This window comes from Catellatospora coxensis (assembly GCF_016862635.1).
Taxonomy (GTDB): Bacteria; Actinomycetota; Actinomycetes; order Mycobacteriales; family Micromonosporaceae; genus Catellatospora; species Catellatospora coxensis.
This window is the reverse complement of record NZ_BONI01000008.1, coordinates 96,056-112,911: the sequence shown is the minus strand read 5'-3', so window position 1 is coordinate 112,911 and position 16,856 is coordinate 96,056. Positions and strand designations below refer to the sequence as shown.

At 72.9% G+C, this 16,856-nt stretch carries 14 protein-coding genes; 3 read left to right on the top strand and 11 right to left on the bottom strand.

Annotated elements, in window-relative coordinates:
* Window positions 1-94: 94 nt before the first annotated feature.
* The 7 genes from mltG to Cco03nite_RS06905 form a co-directional block, all read right to left on the bottom strand.
* Entirely contained in the window at window positions 95-1,318 is a 1,224-nt protein-coding gene (gene mltG, locus Cco03nite_RS06935; protein ID WP_203689933.1) for an endolytic transglycosylase MltG, read from the bottom strand.
* On the bottom strand, window positions 1,315-1,773 hold the full coding sequence (gene ruvX / locus Cco03nite_RS06930; protein WP_203689932.1) for a Holliday junction resolvase RuvX: 459 nt from the start codon (window positions 1,771-1,773) through the stop codon (window positions 1,315-1,317). The genes mltG and ruvX overlap by 4 nt, the downstream gene beginning before the upstream one ends.
* Before the next feature lie 165 nt (window positions 1,774-1,938).
* On the bottom strand, window positions 1,939-4,617 hold the full coding sequence (gene alaS / locus Cco03nite_RS06925) for an alanine--tRNA ligase (protein ID WP_203689930.1): 2,679 nt from the start codon (window positions 4,615-4,617) through the stop codon (window positions 1,939-1,941).
* A complete protein-coding gene (locus Cco03nite_RS06920) occupies window positions 4,614-4,931 on the bottom strand; it encodes a hypothetical protein (protein WP_239167172.1) in 318 nt (105 codons plus the stop codon). Before Cco03nite_RS06920 ends, alaS begins: the two co-directional genes overlap by 4 nt.
* Before the next feature lie 3 nt (window positions 4,932-4,934).
* On the bottom strand, window positions 4,935-5,387 hold the full coding sequence (locus Cco03nite_RS06915; RefSeq protein ID WP_120320084.1) for a DUF948 domain-containing protein: 453 nt from the start codon (window positions 5,385-5,387) through the stop codon (window positions 4,935-4,937).
* Window positions 5,388-5,467: 80 nt separating this feature from the next.
* Window positions 5,468-7,708, bottom strand: a complete 2,241-nt coding sequence (locus tag Cco03nite_RS06910; RefSeq protein WP_203689928.1) for a hypothetical protein — start codon at window positions 7,706-7,708, stop codon at window positions 5,468-5,470.
* Window positions 7,708-9,108 carry a replication-associated recombination protein A gene (locus Cco03nite_RS06905; RefSeq protein WP_203689925.1) on the bottom strand — a complete coding sequence of 467 codons (1,401 nt, stop codon included), beginning with the start codon at window positions 9,106-9,108 and terminating at the stop codon, window positions 7,708-7,710. Before Cco03nite_RS06905 ends, Cco03nite_RS06910 begins: the two co-directional genes overlap by 1 nt.
* Window positions 9,109-9,182: 74 nt before the next feature.
* Between Cco03nite_RS06905 and Cco03nite_RS06900 the strand changes: the two genes are divergently transcribed.
* Entirely contained in the window at window positions 9,183-9,917 is a 735-nt protein-coding gene (locus tag Cco03nite_RS06900; RefSeq protein ID WP_203689923.1) for a GNAT family N-acetyltransferase, read from the top strand.
* Between the two features lie 114 nt (window positions 9,918-10,031).
* On the opposite strand, the gene Cco03nite_RS06895 is transcribed toward Cco03nite_RS06900, so the two are convergent.
* The 4 genes from Cco03nite_RS06895 to Cco03nite_RS06880 all read right to left on the bottom strand — a co-directional run bounded on the left by Cco03nite_RS06895 (window position 10,032) and on the right by Cco03nite_RS06880 (window position 14,524).
* Window positions 10,032-10,751: a M50 family metallopeptidase gene (locus Cco03nite_RS06895; RefSeq protein ID WP_203689921.1), complete on the bottom strand. Its 720-nt coding sequence runs from the start codon at window positions 10,749-10,751 to the stop codon at window positions 10,032-10,034.
* 310 nt (window positions 10,752-11,061) lie between these two features.
* The gene (locus Cco03nite_RS06890) at window positions 11,062-11,901 is read right to left on the bottom strand and encodes a sugar nucleotide-binding protein (protein WP_203689919.1); all 840 of its coding nucleotides are present in this window, start codon (window positions 11,899-11,901) and stop codon (window positions 11,062-11,064) included.
* Entirely contained in the window at window positions 11,901-13,694 is a 1,794-nt protein-coding gene (gene aspS / locus Cco03nite_RS06885; RefSeq protein ID WP_203689912.1) for an aspartate--tRNA ligase, read from the bottom strand. Before aspS ends, Cco03nite_RS06890 begins: the two co-directional genes overlap by 1 nt.
* Before the next feature lie 257 nt (window positions 13,695-13,951).
* Window positions 13,952-14,524 (bottom strand): hypothetical protein, encoded by a 573-nt coding sequence (locus Cco03nite_RS06880; RefSeq protein ID WP_203689910.1) that lies wholly within the window; start codon window positions 14,522-14,524, stop codon window positions 13,952-13,954.
* A 59-nt stretch (window positions 14,525-14,583) separates the two neighbouring features.
* Here Cco03nite_RS06880 and Cco03nite_RS06875 point away from each other — a divergent pair, with 59 nt between their 5' ends.
* Both Cco03nite_RS06875 and Cco03nite_RS06870 read left to right on the top strand, forming a co-directional pair.
* On the top strand, window positions 14,584-15,279 hold the full coding sequence (locus Cco03nite_RS06875; protein ID WP_203689908.1) for a response regulator transcription factor: 696 nt from the start codon (window positions 14,584-14,586) through the stop codon (window positions 15,277-15,279).
* Window positions 15,276-16,607: an ATP-binding protein gene (locus Cco03nite_RS06870; protein WP_203689907.1), complete on the top strand. Its 1,332-nt coding sequence runs from the start codon at window positions 15,276-15,278 to the stop codon at window positions 16,605-16,607. Before Cco03nite_RS06875 ends, Cco03nite_RS06870 begins: the two co-directional genes overlap by 4 nt.
* The last annotated feature ends 249 nt before the right edge of the window (window positions 16,608-16,856 follow it).

Genomic DNA, 16,856 nt, shown 5'->3' with positions numbered 1-16,856 from the left:
TTACACGTGAAGGGTTTTGCACACCCCCGGGCGGACGGTGGGTTTTCAGCCGCCGCCCAGGATCTAACGGGCTTATTCGGACAAGACGGGCGGCTCAGCAAGAGCTCTGCTCGAGCACCTTGTTCTTCACGGCCGTCTCGTTGTCCTCGCAGAACTCCTCGAACGTCTCCGAGAAGGCCGAGTGGCCCTCCTTGTCGGTCGCCACGAAGTAGTACCAGTCGCCCTTCGGCGGCGACATCGCGCCCTCCAGCGCCGCTTTGCCCGGGTTGTTGATCGGGGTGGGGATCATCCCCTCGGCGTTGCGGTTGTAAGGGTTCTTCTCGTCGGTCAGCTCGTCGTGGGTGAGCCCGCTGGACGGCTTGGGGTCCTTGCCGGCCAGCTCGCGCGAGTAGTTCACGGTCACGTCGAACTGGAAGCAGGCACAGGTCAGATCGGGGATCCGCTTGTAGACCCGGTTGTAGGCGACCCGGGCCACCTTGCCGAAGTCGTCGGCGTTGCCCGCCTCGGCCTGGGCCAGCGAGGCCACGATCAGCGCCTCGTACGGCGCGATCCCGCCGAGCTGCGCCGGGACCGTCTCGGCGAAGTTCATGCTGCCCGTGACGGTGAGGAAGCGGTTGACCATGACCCGCAGCATGCTCTCCGCGGTGGCGTTGGGCGCGAACTCGTACGTGTCGGGGAACAGGAAGCCCTCGACCGACGGCTTGACCTTCTTGTCGTCGGTGCGGTTGAACCACCAGTCGGGCACCCCGAGCGCGATCGGGTCCTTCGCGGCGGCCTTGAAGTCCGCCTCGGGGATGCCGGTCCTGGCCGACAGCAGCTTGAACACCCGGAACGAGCTGAGCCCCTCCGGGATGGTGATCCCGTTGACGATGCGGTTCTTCAGGTCCAGCAGGTGCAGCACCGCGTCCTTGGCGCTCATGTGGGTGCGCATCTTGTAGAAGCCGGGCTGGATGCGCAGCGCGTCCGGGTTGCGCTCGCCCGCCTCGATGAAGGCCTTCTCGCTGGCGATCACGCCGGCCGCCTTCAGGGTGCGGGCGATCTCGGCCTGCGTGTCGCCGCTCTTGATCTCGATCTGCACCTCGGCGCCGTCGGCCGAGGTCTCCCAGTCCGAGGTGCCCAGCGCCCCGCTGATCTTCTGGTACACCACCACGGCGCCGATGCCCAGCGCCCCGAGCAGCACCAGGGCCAGGCCCATGGCGAGCACGGACCTCATCCAACCGAACCGCCTGCGTTGACGACTCGCCTCGCCCGGCGGCAGTTGCTGCCGGGGATCTTCGTCGTGGTCGTCGTCGAAAGCACGGTCCAGTTCGTCGATCATCCTGCTCGCCTTCGCTGCGCGTCGAGCCAACCCTGCAGGATCTCCACCGCGGCCGCCTGGTCGACGACCGCACGCTGCTTCTTGCCCCGGACACCGCGGTCGGCGAGCCGCCGGGTGGCCGTGACGGTGGACATCCTCTCGTCAGCGAGCACCACCGGCACCGGCGCGATCAGACCGGCCAGAGCGTCGGCGTATGCCCTCACGTGCTTGGCGGCCGGCCCCTCGACCCCGGCGAGGTTGATGGGCAGTCCCACCACCACCTCCACCGTGCCATGGTCGGCCACCAGGCGCGCGATCTCCACCATATCAGCCGAAATGTCAGAGTCGTCCGCTTTGGCCTGGCGAGCCACTGTGACCAGCGGCGTTGCCAGGATTCCGTCCGGATCGCACACCGCCACCCCGATCCGCACCGAACCCACGTCGATCCCCAGCCGCACCCCGCGGGTCCACGTCATCGCCGTCACTCCTTCCGATCAGCAAACGAAACACCGAGGGCACCTCCGCCGACGCTGCGCGCGTCGCGAAGGTGCCCTCGCCGGATCTCCGTCACCGCCGCCTCCGGCGGCTAGGAAGGGCACCTTCTACATCGGAAAACGATAAGAAGGTGCCCTTCCTTCGCCTTAGCGGGTTTGTACTGCGGCCTGGACCGCGCCCAGCAGGTGCGGGGCCTGGTCGGCCGGCACGCCGCCGCCCTGCGCCAGGTCGGCGTTACCGCCGCCGCGCCCGGACAGCGCGCCCTTGACCAGGTCCTGCGCGGACAGGCCCCGGGACTTGGCCGCGTCGTTGATCGCCACGATCAGCGACGCCTTGCCGTTGGCGCGGGCCGCCACCGCGACGACCGCGGGACGGTCCGCCGGGAAGCGGCCGCGCACCTCCTGCGCCAGGGTGCGCACGTCGTTGACTGCCGCGCCCTCCGGCGCCTCGGTGCCCACGTACGCCACACCGCCCAGGTCCAGCGCGCCCTCGGCCAGCGCCGCGGCCCCGCCGAGCACCAGCTGCGCGCGCATCTTCTCCAGCTCGCGCTCGGCGTCGCGCAGCTGGGACACGGTCTGCTCGACCCGGTCGCCGACCTCCTCGCGCGGCACCCGGTACAGCTCGGCCAGGCGCGACACCAGCAGGTGCTCCTTGGCCAGGTGCCGGAACGCGTCCATGCCGACCAGCGCGTCGACCCGGCGCACGCCGGAGCCGATCGACGCCTCCGAAAGGATCTTCACCAGGCCCAGCTGGCCCGAGCGGGCCGCGTGGGTGCCGCCGCACAGCTCACGCGCGTACTCGCCGACCTCGACGACGCGCACGTACTCGCCGTACTTCTCGCCGAACAGCGCCATCGCGCCCAGCCGCTTGGCCTCGGCCTGCGAGGTGACGAACGCGCGCACCTCCAGGTCGCTCATCAGCACCTCGTTGACCTGCTGCTCGACGTCGGTCAGCACGCTGGCCGGCACCGCGCCGGGCGTGTTGAAGTCGAACCGCAGCCGGCCCGGCGCGTTCAGCGAACCCGCCTGGGTCGCCGACCCGCCGAGGAAGTTGCGCATCGTCTGGTGCACCAGGTGCGTCGCGGTGTGCGCGCGGGAGATCGCCCGGCGGCGCTCCACGTCGATCTGGGCGTAGCCGGCCTCGCCGGAGCGGACCTCGCCCTCGACGACCCGCGCCTTGTGCACGATCAGGCCCGGCAGCGGCTGCTGCACGTCGAGCACCTCGACCTTGCCGCCGCCGACCGTGATCAGGCCCAGGTCGGGCAGCTGGCCGCCGCCCTCGGCGTAGAACGGGGTGACGTCGAGCACGACCTCGACCAGCTCGCCCTCGCCCGCCGAGGTGATCAGGCCGCCGCTGCCGATCAGCGCGCGCACCTTCGACTCCCGCGAGACCTCCGCGTAGCCGGTGAACTCCACCGCGCCGCCCGCGTCCAGCGCGCCCCGGTACGCCGACAGGTCGGCGTGACCCGTCTTGCGCGCCTGCGCGTCGGCCTTCGCGCGCTTGCGCTGCTCGGCCATCAGCCGCTTGAACCCGTCGGTGTCCACCGACAGGCCCTGCTCGGCCGCGATCTCCAGGGTCAGGTCGATCGGGAAGCCGTACGTGTCGTGCAGCTGGAACGCCTTGTCACCGGTCAGCGTCTTGCCGCCGGACTTCTTGGTGTCCGCGACCGCCACGTCCAGGATCGTGGTGCCCGCGCGCAGCGTGCTACGGAACGCCTCCTCCTCCGCGTACGCGTACTGCGAGATGCGGCCGAAGTCGGTCGCGATCTCCGGGTACGACGGCGACATCGAGTCGCGGGCCACCGGCAGCAGCTCCGGCAGCGCCGGGTCCTCGTAGCCGAGCAGGCGCATCGCCCGGATCGCCCGGCGCATGATGCGGCGCAGCACGTAGCCGCGGCCCTCGTTGGACGGGGTCACGCCGTCGCCGATCAGCATCAGCGAGGTGCGCACATGGTCGGCGATGACGCGCAGGCGCACGTCGTCGGGGTGCGACTCGGCCGCGGTGGTGGTGTGGCTGACGTTGTAGCGCTTGCCGGTCAGCTCGCACGCCTTGTCGATCAGCGGGCGGACCTCGTCGATCTCGTAGAGGTTGTCCACGCCCTGCATGATCGACGCCATGCGCTCCAGGCCCATGCCGGTGTCGATGTTCTGCGCCGGCAGCTCGCCCAGGATCGGGTAGTTCTCCTTGTCGGTGCCGGGGCCCCGCTCGTACTGCATGAAGACGTTGTTCCAGATCTCCATGTAGCGGTCCTCGTCGACCTCCGGACCGCCCTCGCGGCCGTACGCCGGCCCGCGGTCGACGTAGATCTCCGAGCACGGGCCGCACGGCCCCGGGATGCCCATGGACCAGAAGTTGTCCGCCTTGCCGCGGCGCACGATGCGCTCCGCGGGCAGGCCGACCGCGCGCCAGAACCCGATCGACTCGTCGTCGTCGAGATACACCGTCGCCCAGATCTTCTCCTGGTCGATCCCGAAGCCGCCGGCCTCGATCGGCTTGGTGATCAGGTCCCAGGAGAGGCGGATCGCCTCCTCCTTGAAATAGTCACCGAAGGAGAAATTGCCGTTCATCTGGAAGAACGTGCCGTGCCGGGACGTCTTGCCGACCTCGTCGATGTCCGGCGTCCGGATGCACTTCTGCACGCTGACCGCGCGCCGGAACGGCGGGGTCTGCTGGCCCAGGAAGTAGGGCACGAACTGCACCATGCCGGCGTTGACGAACAGCAGGTTCGGATCGTCGATGGCCGGCAGTGGAGCGCTCGGAACCACGGTGTGCCCGTTGGCCTCGAAGTGCGCCAGAAACCGTCGCTTGACTTCCGCGGTCCTCATCGCTGCTGCTCGCCTTCCTGCTGCTGCTTGAACTGATAGAACTTGCTGCCGACCCCGTGCGCCCAGGGCAGGTCGACGGGCTCGATCGACACGCCGTCCTCGAAGGCGGCGAAGAGCTGGTCCTCGCGGTCGGCCATGCCGTCGCGGACGTCGTCCATAAAGCTTCGCACCGAGCCCGCGGCGTGACCAATGGATTCCTGGGCGGTCCCGGCCAGCCCGGCCGGGGTGAACTTGCGCGCCTGGCGGGTCACCAACCGCACCACCACGACGCCGACGCCGATGCCCACCCCGAGCCACAGCAACCTGCGGATCATGGCTCAGCCCCGCCGGGTGCGCTTGCGCGCCTTGAGCTCGTCGCGCACCGACTTCGCCTCGTCGGCCTCCTTGCGGGCCGCCGTCGCGCGCCGTACGCCGTACGTGAACGCGGCCGCCTTCACCAGCGGGCTCGCCGCGGTCGCCGTGACGACGCTCACCAGGTTCGACACGTTCGCCGTGGTCGCCGCCAGGTGCTGGGTCATCACGTCGACCTTCGCCAGCTGCACGTTCACCCCGTCCAGCGTGACCTGGGTCTGGCCGAGCGCCGTGTTGACGTTGTCGACGGTCAGGTTCACGTTGTCCAGGATCGGGCCCGTACGCTGGCTGACCTGCCGCAACGTCACCGTGGCGGCGTCGACGGTGTGCCGCAGCCGCAGGATCGGCACGGCAAGCACCAGCACCAGCATCGCGAACGCACCCGCCGCGATCAGCGCCGCGATCTCGCCTCCAGACATGCCACATCCTCCGCACGTCGCACTTTGTCCTGACGTGCAGACCCTACCGCCCGCCGCGACGGCGCTCGCAGCAGCCGGGCTCAGCTCGCCGACGGTGTCGGGGCAGGACTCTCCGTGCCGGTCTCCTCGCCGGTCTCCTCGTCCCCGCCCGTGCCCTGCTCGCCGTTCGGATCGGCGGTGAACCGGATGCGGTCGTCGGCGACCGTGTTCAGCACCTTGATCGTCACCGCGGAGCCCTTGCAGGCGTCCGGGTCACCGGCCGGGGCCGCCGACGGGTCGGCGCTCGGCTGCGCCGCCGGCTCCTGGCTGGGGCCGACGGTCGGCCGGTTGCGCAGCAGGTCCGTGCACTCCGGGGTGGTGATCGGACGGACCCACAGGTCCAGCGTGAACTCGTCGCGCCGCCAGCAGGAGAACTTGCCCTCGGTGCCCTCGTCCAGCACGCAGCTGGGCACGTTCCAGCGGGCCCAGCCCGCGTCGGTGAGGGCCTTGGTGTACGCCTCGGTCGTCTCGTCGATCCCCCGCGCCGACTCCAGCGAGCGCTCGCGGTAGCGGCAGTCGATCAGGCACCAGCGGCTGCCGTAGATGTTGTCCTGGGTCTTGCCGGCGGTGACCGCCCACGACGGCACGTCCAGCGCGTCCAGCGTGGTCAGCACCGGGTCACGGGTCGCCGCGCGCAGCACGAAGTAGAACGGCAGCGCGCCCACCACGACGGCCACCAGCGCGATCAGCGTCCACATACGCAGCCGCTGCTGCTCGCGCAGCTGCTTGCGCACCTCCGACCGGGCGCCGCGGATGGCGTCGACGCCCGCGGCCAGTCCGGCGCGGCGGTCGCCGGCCGGCGGCACCACGGCGTTCGGGTCCGGCGGGCGCACCGCGATCGGCTCGGGCCGACCGGGCGGGCGGCCACCGCCGACGGGGCCGGGGCCGGCGGCGGGACCGCCCGGCTTCGGGCCCGGACCCGCGTGCGGGCCGGGCATCGGCCCGGCGGGAGCGGGTCCGGCGTGCGGGCCGGGCATCGGGCCGGCGGGCCCGGCGTGCGGGGCGGCAGGTCCGGGGCCCGCGTGGGGACCGGCCTGCGGCGGCATGCCGCCGAGCGGGGCGGGGCCGCCCTGCGGCGGCGGGCCGACCGGCGGAACGGGCACGCCGCCGCGGTTCGGGCGGGCCGGGGAGACCGGGGCGACGGCCGGGAAGCCCGCGCGCTGCGGCTCCGGCCGGGCCGGCGGCGTCGCGGGCTTGCCCGCCGGGCCGGCCGGCATGCCCGGACGGCCGCGACCGCCGTCGGCGGGGGGCGGGTTGCCGACGGCACGGGGCATCTCACCGGTTCGGGTGGGGTCCATCTCGCGGCGGCGCACCACCGGCGGCTCCCCGCCCGGCTTGCGCAGCGCCTGCTCCGGGCGGCCACGGCCCGGCTGCGGCTCGACCGGCGCGGGCTCGGGACGGCCCCGGCGGGGCTCCTCCGGCTCCGGCCGGGCGGCACGACGGCCGGCGGGCTCGTCCGCCACGTGGCGGCGGCTGCCGGTGTCGTCGGCGGCGGCCCGGCGACCCGGCGGCTCCTCCGCCGCCCGGCGGCCGACCGGCTCCTCCGCCGCCCGGCGGTGACCGCCGGTGGGCTCCTCGTCAGCGCGGCGGCGACCGGTCTGCGTGTCCTCACCGGCACGGCGGCGACCCGCGGCGGTGTCGTCTTCGGCCCGGCGGCGGCCCGCGGGCTCCTCCTCGGCGCGGCGGCGGCCGCTCAGCGTGTCCTCACCGGCGGCGCGGAACCCGCCCGCCGGGTCCTCACCTGCACGGCGGCGACCGGCAGGCTCATCGTCAGCGCGGCGGCGGCCCGAAGGCGGCTCCTCCGGCGTGCGCCTGCGGCCGCCCTGGGTGTCCTCACCCGCACGGCGGGCACCGCCGACGGGTTCCTCAGCCGCGCGGCGGCCACCACCCGTCGGCTCCTCGGCAGCGCGGCGGCCACCGCCCATGGGGTCCTCGGCGGGACGGCGGACGCCACCCGTGGGCTCCTCGGCGGGACGGCGGCCACCGGCGGTGTCCTCGACGCCCCGCCGGCCCGCCGGAGCGTCGCCGCCGCGCGGGCGGCGACCGGCGTCAGCGGGAGCCTTGGGGGCGCCACGGCCCGCGGGGGCGTCGTCGCTCAGCGCGCTCAGCTTGTCCCAGCGGCTGCTGCCGCCGTCGGTGAAGTCCGCGTCGTCGAACTGGTCCTTGGCCTGCTTCGCGCCACGCAGGTCGTCGAGCCAGCCGGTCTCCTCCTGCGGGACCTCCTCGGCCTCGCCGCGGCCCTTCTTCCGGCCCCGTCCGTCGGTCGCATCGGCCCTGCTCATCAGTTCTCCTCGCTTCGCTCGGATTTGGTCGTCCCCCGAACGACCGCGCGCAACTTCGGCAGGCGTTCGGCGATGTGCCGTTCGCCACCGTGTCCGGTGGGACGGTAGTAGTCCACTCCCACCAGATCGTCGGGTGGGTACTGCTGACCCACCACACCTCGGGAATCGTCGTGCGGGTAGCGGTAGCCGATGCCGTGGCCCAGCCCTCGCGCACCCGAGTAGTGGGCGTCGCGCAGGTGCGACGGGACCGCGCCGGCCTTGCCCGCCCGCACGTCGGCGAGCGCCGCCGAGATGGCGGTGGTGACCGCGTTGGACTTGGGCGCGGTGGCCAGGTGAGCCACCGCCTGGGCCAGGTTGAGCTGCGCCTCGGGCAGGCCGACGTGCTGCACCGCGTACGAGGCGTTCACCGCCGCGGTCAGCGCCGTCGGGTCGGCCAGGCCGACGTCCTCGCTGGCGAAGATGATCAGGCGGCGGGCGATGAAGCGCGGGTCCTCCCCCGCGGTCAGCATCCGGGCCAGGTAGTGGATCGCGGCGTCCACGTCCGAACCGCGCATGCTCTTGATGAACGCGCTGATCACGTCGTAGTGGGCGTCGCCGGCGCGGTCGTAGCGCAGCGCGGCCACGTCGACCGCGCGCTCGGCGGTGGCCACGTCGATCTCGGGCACGCCGTCCCCGTCGTGGATCGCCAGCGCGGAGCCGGCCGCGGCCTCCAGCGCGGTGAGCGCCTTGCGTACGTCGCCGCCGGCCAGCCGGACCAGGTGGTCCTCCGCCTCGGGGTGGAGGGTGACCGTGCCGCCCAGGCCGCGCGGGTCGGCCACGGCGCGGTGCACCAGACCGCGCACCGCCTCGTCGTCCAGCGGCTTGAGGGTCAGCAGCACGCACCGCGACAGCAGCGGCGAGATGATCGAGAAGTACGGGTTCTCCGTGGTCGCCGCGAGCAGCGTCACCGTGCGGTCCTCGACCGCGGCCAGCAGCGAGTCCTGCTGGGTCTTGGTGAACCGGTGCACCTCGTCGATGAACAGCACGGTCGGCGCGCCGCCAGCCCGGCGCCGCCGGCGCGCGACGTCGATGACCTCGCGCACCTCCTTGACCCCGGCGGTCAGCGCGGACATCGCGACGAAGTGCCGGTCGTCGGCTTCGGCGACGAGGTGCGCGATGGTGGTCTTGCCGCAGCCGGGCGGGCCCCACAGGATCACCGACATCGGCGCGCCGCCCGCGACCAGGCGGCGCAGCGGCGCGCCCGGTGCCAGCAGGTGATCCTGGCCGACCAGTTCGTCGAGGCCGGACGGGCGCAGCCGGACGGCCAGCGGGGCGTCCACGGACGGCGCCTCGAACCCCGGCGAGCTGATCGGTCGATCAGCCGGCGAGGGCTCCAGGGAGAAGAGGCCGTCGGTCTGCATCACGCAGACGATACCCGGCACCGCCCCGGGCCGCCTCGGCCGATCTTCCCCCACCCGGCCGGTAAGGTGACGCCGTGGCTCTCACCCCTGACTTCCTCGGCCGTGCCGACCTGCTCGCGAAGGTCGGCGACCATCCCTACGCCCGGCTGACCGCGGGCGGCGACGACGTGCGGGGATACCAGCTGGACGGCGCGCTGGCGTGGACCTCGCTCGGCCCGTGGGGACCGGTGGCGGCCTCGCTCGGCGACGCGGCCCCGGTCGCCGCGCTGTTCGCCCGGCTCGCGGCCGACGGCGCGCTGGCCGCGGGGGCCTGGCTGCACCTGCCCCGGCTCACCCGCGCCGAGACGGCTGCCGCGCTGCCCGCCGACGTGCACGACGACTGGGACTTCCTGTGGACCACCGCCGCACCCGCCCCGCACCCGGGCGAGGCCGCGGTGGTCGCCCTGGACGAAACCGATCACGACGGCATCGGCGCGGTGCTCGACGACGCGCTGCCGCACAGCACCAGCCGCCCCGGCGACCCGCGCATCCGGCGGTGGTACGGCATCCGCGAGGCGGGCCGGGTGGTGGCCGTCGCGGGCGACCGCAGCCCGAACGGCGTCGGTTTCCTGGCCGGCATCGCCGTGGCGGGAGCCGCGCAGGGCCGCGGCCACGGGGCGGCCCTGACCACCGCGCTGACCCGACGCCTGATCGCCGAGTTCGGCATCAGCTCGCTGGGCGTCATGTCCGACAACACCCGCGCCCTGGCCCTCTACCGCCGCCTCGGCTACACCGAGTCGATCCTCCGCACCTCGCTACGCCTGTCCTGACACCCCGCGCCCCGCATAGACGTTGGCCTATCACATCGAGTTTTCTCGTGATCAAACTCGATGTGATAGGCCAACGTCGATCAGGAACAGCGTGCGTCGCGCCGCAACGCAGGGTCAGCGGGGCAGGGCGGTGTCCGGCAGCAGGTCGAGCAGGTAGGCCCCCGCCAGCACGGAGCCGACGGTCCAGAGCAGGAACACGAACACCCAGAACCCGCCCGGCAGCCGGGTGATCCCCGCGAGCTGGTCAGGATCGGAGCGCATGCCGCTGCCCCGCCGCCGGTGCAGCTGCACCTCCACCACCGGCCGCACCCCGCCGATGAGCAGGAACCACACTCCCGTGTACGCGAACAGCGCCTGCCACGGCGCGGTGGCGTACCAGGAGACGGCGAACACGGCCGCGCCGGTGGCCAGGATCAGCAGCAGCCCGTAGAAGTTGCGGATCATGACGAGGATCGGCAGCAGCAGCACGATCGTGATCCACAGCAGCAGCCGGATGTGCCCCCGGTCGAGCAGGGCCGCGCCCGCGATGCCGAGAATCGACGGGGTCGCGTACCCGGCGAGCAGGGTCACGGCCATGCCGATCCCGGTCGGCTTGCCCTTCATGATGGTCAGCCCGGACGTGTCCGAGTGCAGCCGGATGCCGCGCAGCCGCCGCCCGGTCAGCACCGCGGCGGCCGCGTGCCCGCCCTCGTGCGCGATGGTGATGGCGTTGCGCACGACCCGCCAGGTCGTGTTGACGACCACCAGCGCCAGCGCGATGAGCGCCGCACCGGCCACGACGCCGAACGGGGGCTGCACCTGCGCGCCGAGGATGTCACCGAGGGAGAACGGCATCAGCGCACCTTACCCGCGCCCCATGACCCACACGATCCCCCGCCCGCTTTCGATGCGATGGGCCGACGTCGTCTCCACCGAGCAGTCGGCGAAGGTGTCCCGGGCGCGGCTTACATCATTTTTGATGTGCTCACACCAAAAAAGATGTAAGCGCGCGGACTCGTATGTTCGCTGATGCCCCGGGCCTGACCGTCCACCAAGACGGTCAGGCCGGCAGCCGCGCCTTGAGCCGGACACGGCTGATGCCGGCAAGCCGCACCTGCCGCAGCCGCGACTTCCGCCGCTGCCTGCGGCGCCTACATCCGCACTGTCAGGCCAGGATCTCGGTGACGCCGCGCAGGCGGGTGTGGAGGACGGAGCGGGCCAGGGTGGTGTCGAGGCGGACCTCGGCCGGGGAGACGAAGCCGCGTTCGAGGGCGGAGCCCCCGGGCACCCGCTCGGCGGGGATGCCGTGCTTGGCGGCGATGCGCACACCCAGCTCGTGGCGGCTGATCGCCTCGGGGCCGGCCACGTTGAGGATGCCGCGGAAGTCGCCCTCGGCCAGCTCCAGCAGCGCCGCGGCGAGGTCGTCGACCGCGACCGGGCAGCGGATGTGGTCGGTGAACAGCACCCCGTCCACCCGCCCGGCCGCCATGTCGAGGGCGAGCTGGTGCTGCTTCGAGCCGTCGTCGCCGATGATCAGCGAGGTGCGCGCGACGGCGGCGTCGGGGTGCACGGCGAGCACCGCGGTCTCCGCCGCCGCCTTGGCGGCTCCGTACGGGTACACCGGCTCCGGCAGGTCGGCCTCGGTATACGGGGCCGGGCGGCCCTTGAAGATCGCGTCCGAGGACACCTGCACCAGCCGCGCGCCGGTACGCGCCGCCGCGGCCGCGACATGGGCCGCGCCCAGCGCGGTGACCGCCCAGTCCGACTGGATGTAGCTGGTGTGCACCACGGCGTCCGGCCGCAGCTCGTCGAGCAGCAGGTCGACGGCCGACCGGTCCCGGACGTCGAGCGGCACCAGCCCCTCCACACGGGTGGAGACCGTGACCTGGTCCGGCCGCCAAGAGCGGCCGGAGCAGGTACCGGTCACGTCGTGCCCCGCCGCGCGGGCGAGGGCGACCAGTCGGCCACCGGTGTATCCCGAGCCTCCGGTGACCAGGATCCGCATTACTTCGCTGCGGCCTTGGCCTTGGCTGCGTCCTCACCGGGAGCCTTCGGCTTGGCGTCCACGCCGGCCTCCAGGCGCTGCTGCGCCGTGATCGGGGTGGGCGCGCCGGTCAGCGGGTCGAAGCCGCCGCCCGACTTCGGGAACGCGATGACGTCGCGGATCGAGTCCACGCCGGCCAGCAGCATGCAGACCCGGTCCCAGCCCAGCGCGATGCCGCCGTGCGGCGGCGGGCCGTACGCGAACGCGTCGAGCAGGAAGCCGAACTTGTCCTTGGCCTCCTCGTCGGTGATGCCGAGCAGGGTGAACACGCGCTTCTGCACGTCGCCGCGGTGGATACGGATCGAGCCGCCGCCGATCTCGTTGCCGTTGCAGACGATGTCGTACGCGTACGCCAGCGCCTTGTCGGGGGCCGACTCGAAGTTGTCGATCCAGTCCTCGTTGGGCGAGGTGAACGGGTGGTGCACCGCGGTCCACGCGCCCTCGACGATACCCTCGCCGGGGATGTCGACCGGCTCGAACATCGGCGCGTCGACGACCCAGCAGAACGCCCACGCCGACTCGTCGATCAGGTTGGCCCGCTTGGCGATCTCGATGCGGGCCGCGCCGAGCAGCTCCTGCGCGTGGCGGCGGGTGCCGGCGGCGAAGAACACGGCGTCGCCGGGCTTCGCGCCGACGGCGTCGGCCAGGCCGGCCAGGTGCGCCTCGGACAGGTTCTTGGCGACGGGGCCGCGGGCCTCGCCGGTCTCCGCGTCGAGCACCACGTAGGCCAGGCCGCGGGCACCGCGCGCCTTGGCCCAGTCCTGCCAGCCGTCGAGCTCCTTGCGGGTCTGCGCCGCGCCGCCGGGCATGACGACCGCGCCGACGTACTCGGCCTGGAACACCCGGAACTCGGTGCCCTCGAAGTACTTCGTCAGCTCGGTCAGCTCGACCTGGTAGCGCAGGTCGGGCTTGTCGGAGCCGTAGCGGTTCATCGCGTCGTGATACGTGATGCGCGGGATCGGCGTCGGGATCTCGTGGTTGGCCAGCTCGCGCCACAGCGAGCCGACGATCTCCTCGCCGAGCTCGATGACGTCGTCCTGGGTCACGAACGACATCTCGATGTCGAGCTGGGTGAACTCGGGCTGCCGGTCGGCGCGGAAGTCCTCGTCGCGGTAGCAGCGCGCGATCTGGTAGTAGCGCTCCATGCCGGCCACCATCAGCAGCTGCTTGAACAGCTGCGGCGACTGCGGCAGCGCGTACCACGCGCCGGGCTGCAGCCGGACCGGGACCAGGAAGTCACGCGCGCCCTCGGGCGTGGACCGGGTCAGGGTCGGCGTCTCGATCTCCAGGAAGTCACGTGCGCCGAGCACCTCGCGGGCGATGGCGTTGGCCCGCGAGCGCAGCCGGATCGCCTTGGCCTGGTTGGCGCGGCGCAGGTCCAGGTAGCGGTGGCGCAGGCGCGCCTCCTCGCCGACGGTGACGTGCTCGTCGATCGGGAACGGCAGCGGCGCGGCCTCCGACAGCACGGTCAGGTCGGTGACGGTGACCTCGATCGCGCCGGTCGGCAGCTCGGGGTTCTCGTTGCCCTCGGGCCGCTGCCCCACGGTGCCGGTGACCTTGACGCAGTACTCGTTGCGCAGCGCGTGCGCCTGGGCCTCGTCACGGAACACGATCTGCACGATGCCCGAGGCGTCGCGCAGGTCGATGAAGGTCACTCCGCCGTGATCACGTCGCCGGGCCACCCAGCCGGCGAGGGTGACGCTCTGGCCGGCGTGCTCGGCACGCAGACTGCCAGCGGTGTGGGTACGGATCACGATGCTCTCCTCGGACTGCGGAAACACGCCGCCATGAGTACGGGCGGCGCCAGAGGTCATTCTCGCATGTGCCCGGGTTCGCCCCGCCGCGAGCGCGGCCTACCTGAAATCCGCCTCAAACACGGCCCAAGAAGGGCTTAGCGAGCTTTGTCCCCGGCCCGCCGGATCCGAGGCTCGTTCACATGACGTCCGCGCCGCCCGTCCTGCGTGCCGCCTCTCACGCGGCACGCCGCCGTGGCCGCCGCGTGCGCCCGCCGTCAGCCGACGGTGGACACCTCCGAGTAGGGCCGCCCCTCCCACCAGATCGCGTCGACGATGATCTGGTCGGAGGCGCGGTGGAACTGCACCACCACCCGTTCCGGGTCCGGCTGCGAGGTGGCCACCTGGTAGTCGCCGCGCGGCGTGGCCGACACCAGGTAGACCCGCTCGTTCGCCATCCGGATCACCGCGGTGCCGCCCGCGGTCGGGAAGCTGCGCAGGTACGACCGGGAGCCGTCGGATTCGGTGAACACCTGCCAGCCGTCGACCGTCATGGCCGGTGACGGCAGCGCCGGCGGCTTGGCCGTCGGCGAGGTGCGCGCCGGGCTGGGCGAGACCAGGGTCGCCGGGGGCGGCGGGGACGGCGACGGCACCGGGGGCAGCGTCACCGTGGGCACCGGTCGCGACGGCGTGGCCAGCGGCTCGGGCAGCTGCGGGGGCAGCGCTTCCAGGCGTAGCGGCACCGGCTCGGGCACCGCGGTGGCCAGCACGGGGCCCAGCCCCACCCACACCACGGCGGCCGACGCGGCGGTCACCGCGGCCCAGCCGCCGACGTACGCCACCGACCTCACGCGAAACGGCCACCCCGAACCCATCCCGCTATCTAACAGCTTCCGCTACGGTGCCAGCCATGCCCCTCGTACTCGTCGTGGAGGACGACCCCGCCATTCGCGACGCGCTCGGCAACGCCCTGACCGTCGCCGGATACGCCGTGCAGACGGTAGGCACCGCGTTGCAAGGCCTGAAGTCACTCACCAGCGAACGCAGCGAGCGACCCGACCTGGTCATCCTCGACCTGGGACTGCCCGATCTGGACGGAGCCGACGCCCTGCGCATGATGCGGGCGGTCAGTGACGTGCCGGTCATCGTGGCCACCGCCCGCCGCGGCGAGCACGACGCGATCCGGCTGCTCAATTCCGGCGCCGACGACTACATGACCAAACCGTTCTCCGCCGCGCACGTGACCGCCCGGGTGGCCGCGGTGCTGCGCCGGACCCAGCCGCGCACCGAGTCCTCCGACACCGTGGTCGAGATCGGGCCGCTGCGCATGGACGAGAGCACCCGCCTGGTGACTCTGGACGGCTCCCCGCTCACCCTGACCCGCAAGGAGTACGACGTGCTGGCATACCTCGCGGCCCGGGTGGGCCGGGTGGTGACCCGCCGCGAGCTGTTCACGGAGGTGTGGCAGCAGCCCTTCGTCGGCGCCGACCAGACCCTGGACGTGCACCTGTCCTGGCTGCGGCGCAAGCTCGGCGAGACCGCGGCCCAGCCGCGCATGCTGCGTACCATCCGCGGCGTCGGGGTCATGCTGGTGCCGCCGTCATGAGGGCCATGCTGGCCCGCGGCGCGCTCGCCGTCACGTCGATGGTGGCGCTGGCCTTCCTCGTACCGCTGGCGCTGGTCACCAAGCAGATCGCCGAGGACCGCGCGCTGCTCGACGCCCGCCAGCAGGCCGCCGCGGTGGTCACCGCGCTGGCCGTGTCCAGCGACCCGGCGGTGCTGAGCCGGGCCATGGCCGCCACCGCCGACGGCCCGCGCCAGCGCCTGGCCGTGCACCTGTCCAGCGGGGTGTCGCTGGGCGCGAGCCGGGCCGAGATGGCCGACGTCAAGCTCGCCGCCGACCGGGGCGGCTCGATGACCGCGCCGGTCGCGGACGGGCTGGTGTACCTGCAGCCGGCCGCGCTCGACGGCGGCCGCAATGCCGTCGTCGAGGTGTTCGTGCCCGAGGCCGACCTGTCCCGGGGTGTGGCCACCGCGTGGTGGTCCATGGGCGCGCTGGCGGCGCTGCTGGTCGCGGTGTCGGTGGCGCTGGCCGACCGGCTCGGCTGGCGCGTGGTCGGCGCGACCCGGCAGCTGGCCCGCGCCTCCCGCGCGGTCGGCTCCGGCGACCTGACCGTACGCGTGCACCCGGCCGGCCCGCCCGACCTGGTCGAGGTCGGCGAGGCCTTCAACGCCATGGCCGACCGGCTCAACGCGGTCATCGACGCCGAACGCGAACGCGCCGCCGACCTGTCGCACCGGCTGCGCACCCCGCTGACCGCGCTGCGCCTGGACACCGACGCCCTGCCGCCCGGCCCGGAGAGCGACCGCATGCGCCAGGCCGTCGAAGCCCTCGACGCCGAGATCGACGCGATCATCGCCGGGGCCCGGCGCACCGCCGCCGAGCGCGCCGCCGAGGAGACCGACCTGGTCGACGTCGTCGCCGACCGCCTCGCGTTCTGGGCCGTGCTCGCCGAGGACCACGGCCGCCCCTGGGAGGTCGTCGGCGCGGACGAGCCGGTCTGGCTGCCGGTCCCGCGCTCCGACGCGATCGGCGCGGTCGACGCCCTGATCGGCAACATCTTCCGGCACACCCCGCACGGCACCGCGTTCCGCGTCACCGTCACCCCCGACGCGATGGTGGTCGAGGACGCGGGCCCCGGCATCGCCGACGCCGACGCGGCCCTGCAGCGCGGCGTCAGCGGCGGCGGCTCCACCGGCCTCGGCCTCGACATCGTCTGCCAGCTCGCCCGCCAGGCCGGCGGCAGCGTGGCCGTCGACCACGGCGACCTGGGCGGCGCCCGCATCACCGTCACCCTGACCTCCCTGGCCCCCACCTCCCCCGCCCCCGCCCACGCCGCCGCCATCCGCTTCCGCCGCGGCCAACAAGCCTGACCAAAGGAAGGGCACCTTCTTATCGGCATCGGTAGAGGAAGGGCACCTTCTTAACGGTGCACCCCTGCTGAGCAGCGGTGCACCGTCCCCTGGGCGCACGGCGCTCACGCCGTCGGCAACGGCCGGGCGAGATCACGGACCACTTCGCAATAGACGTTGGCCTATCTCATCGAAAAACCGGCGCTCGGATTCGATGAGATAGGCCATCGTCTATAGTTGTGGTGCCGCCGGCGCCGGCGACCGGCCGGT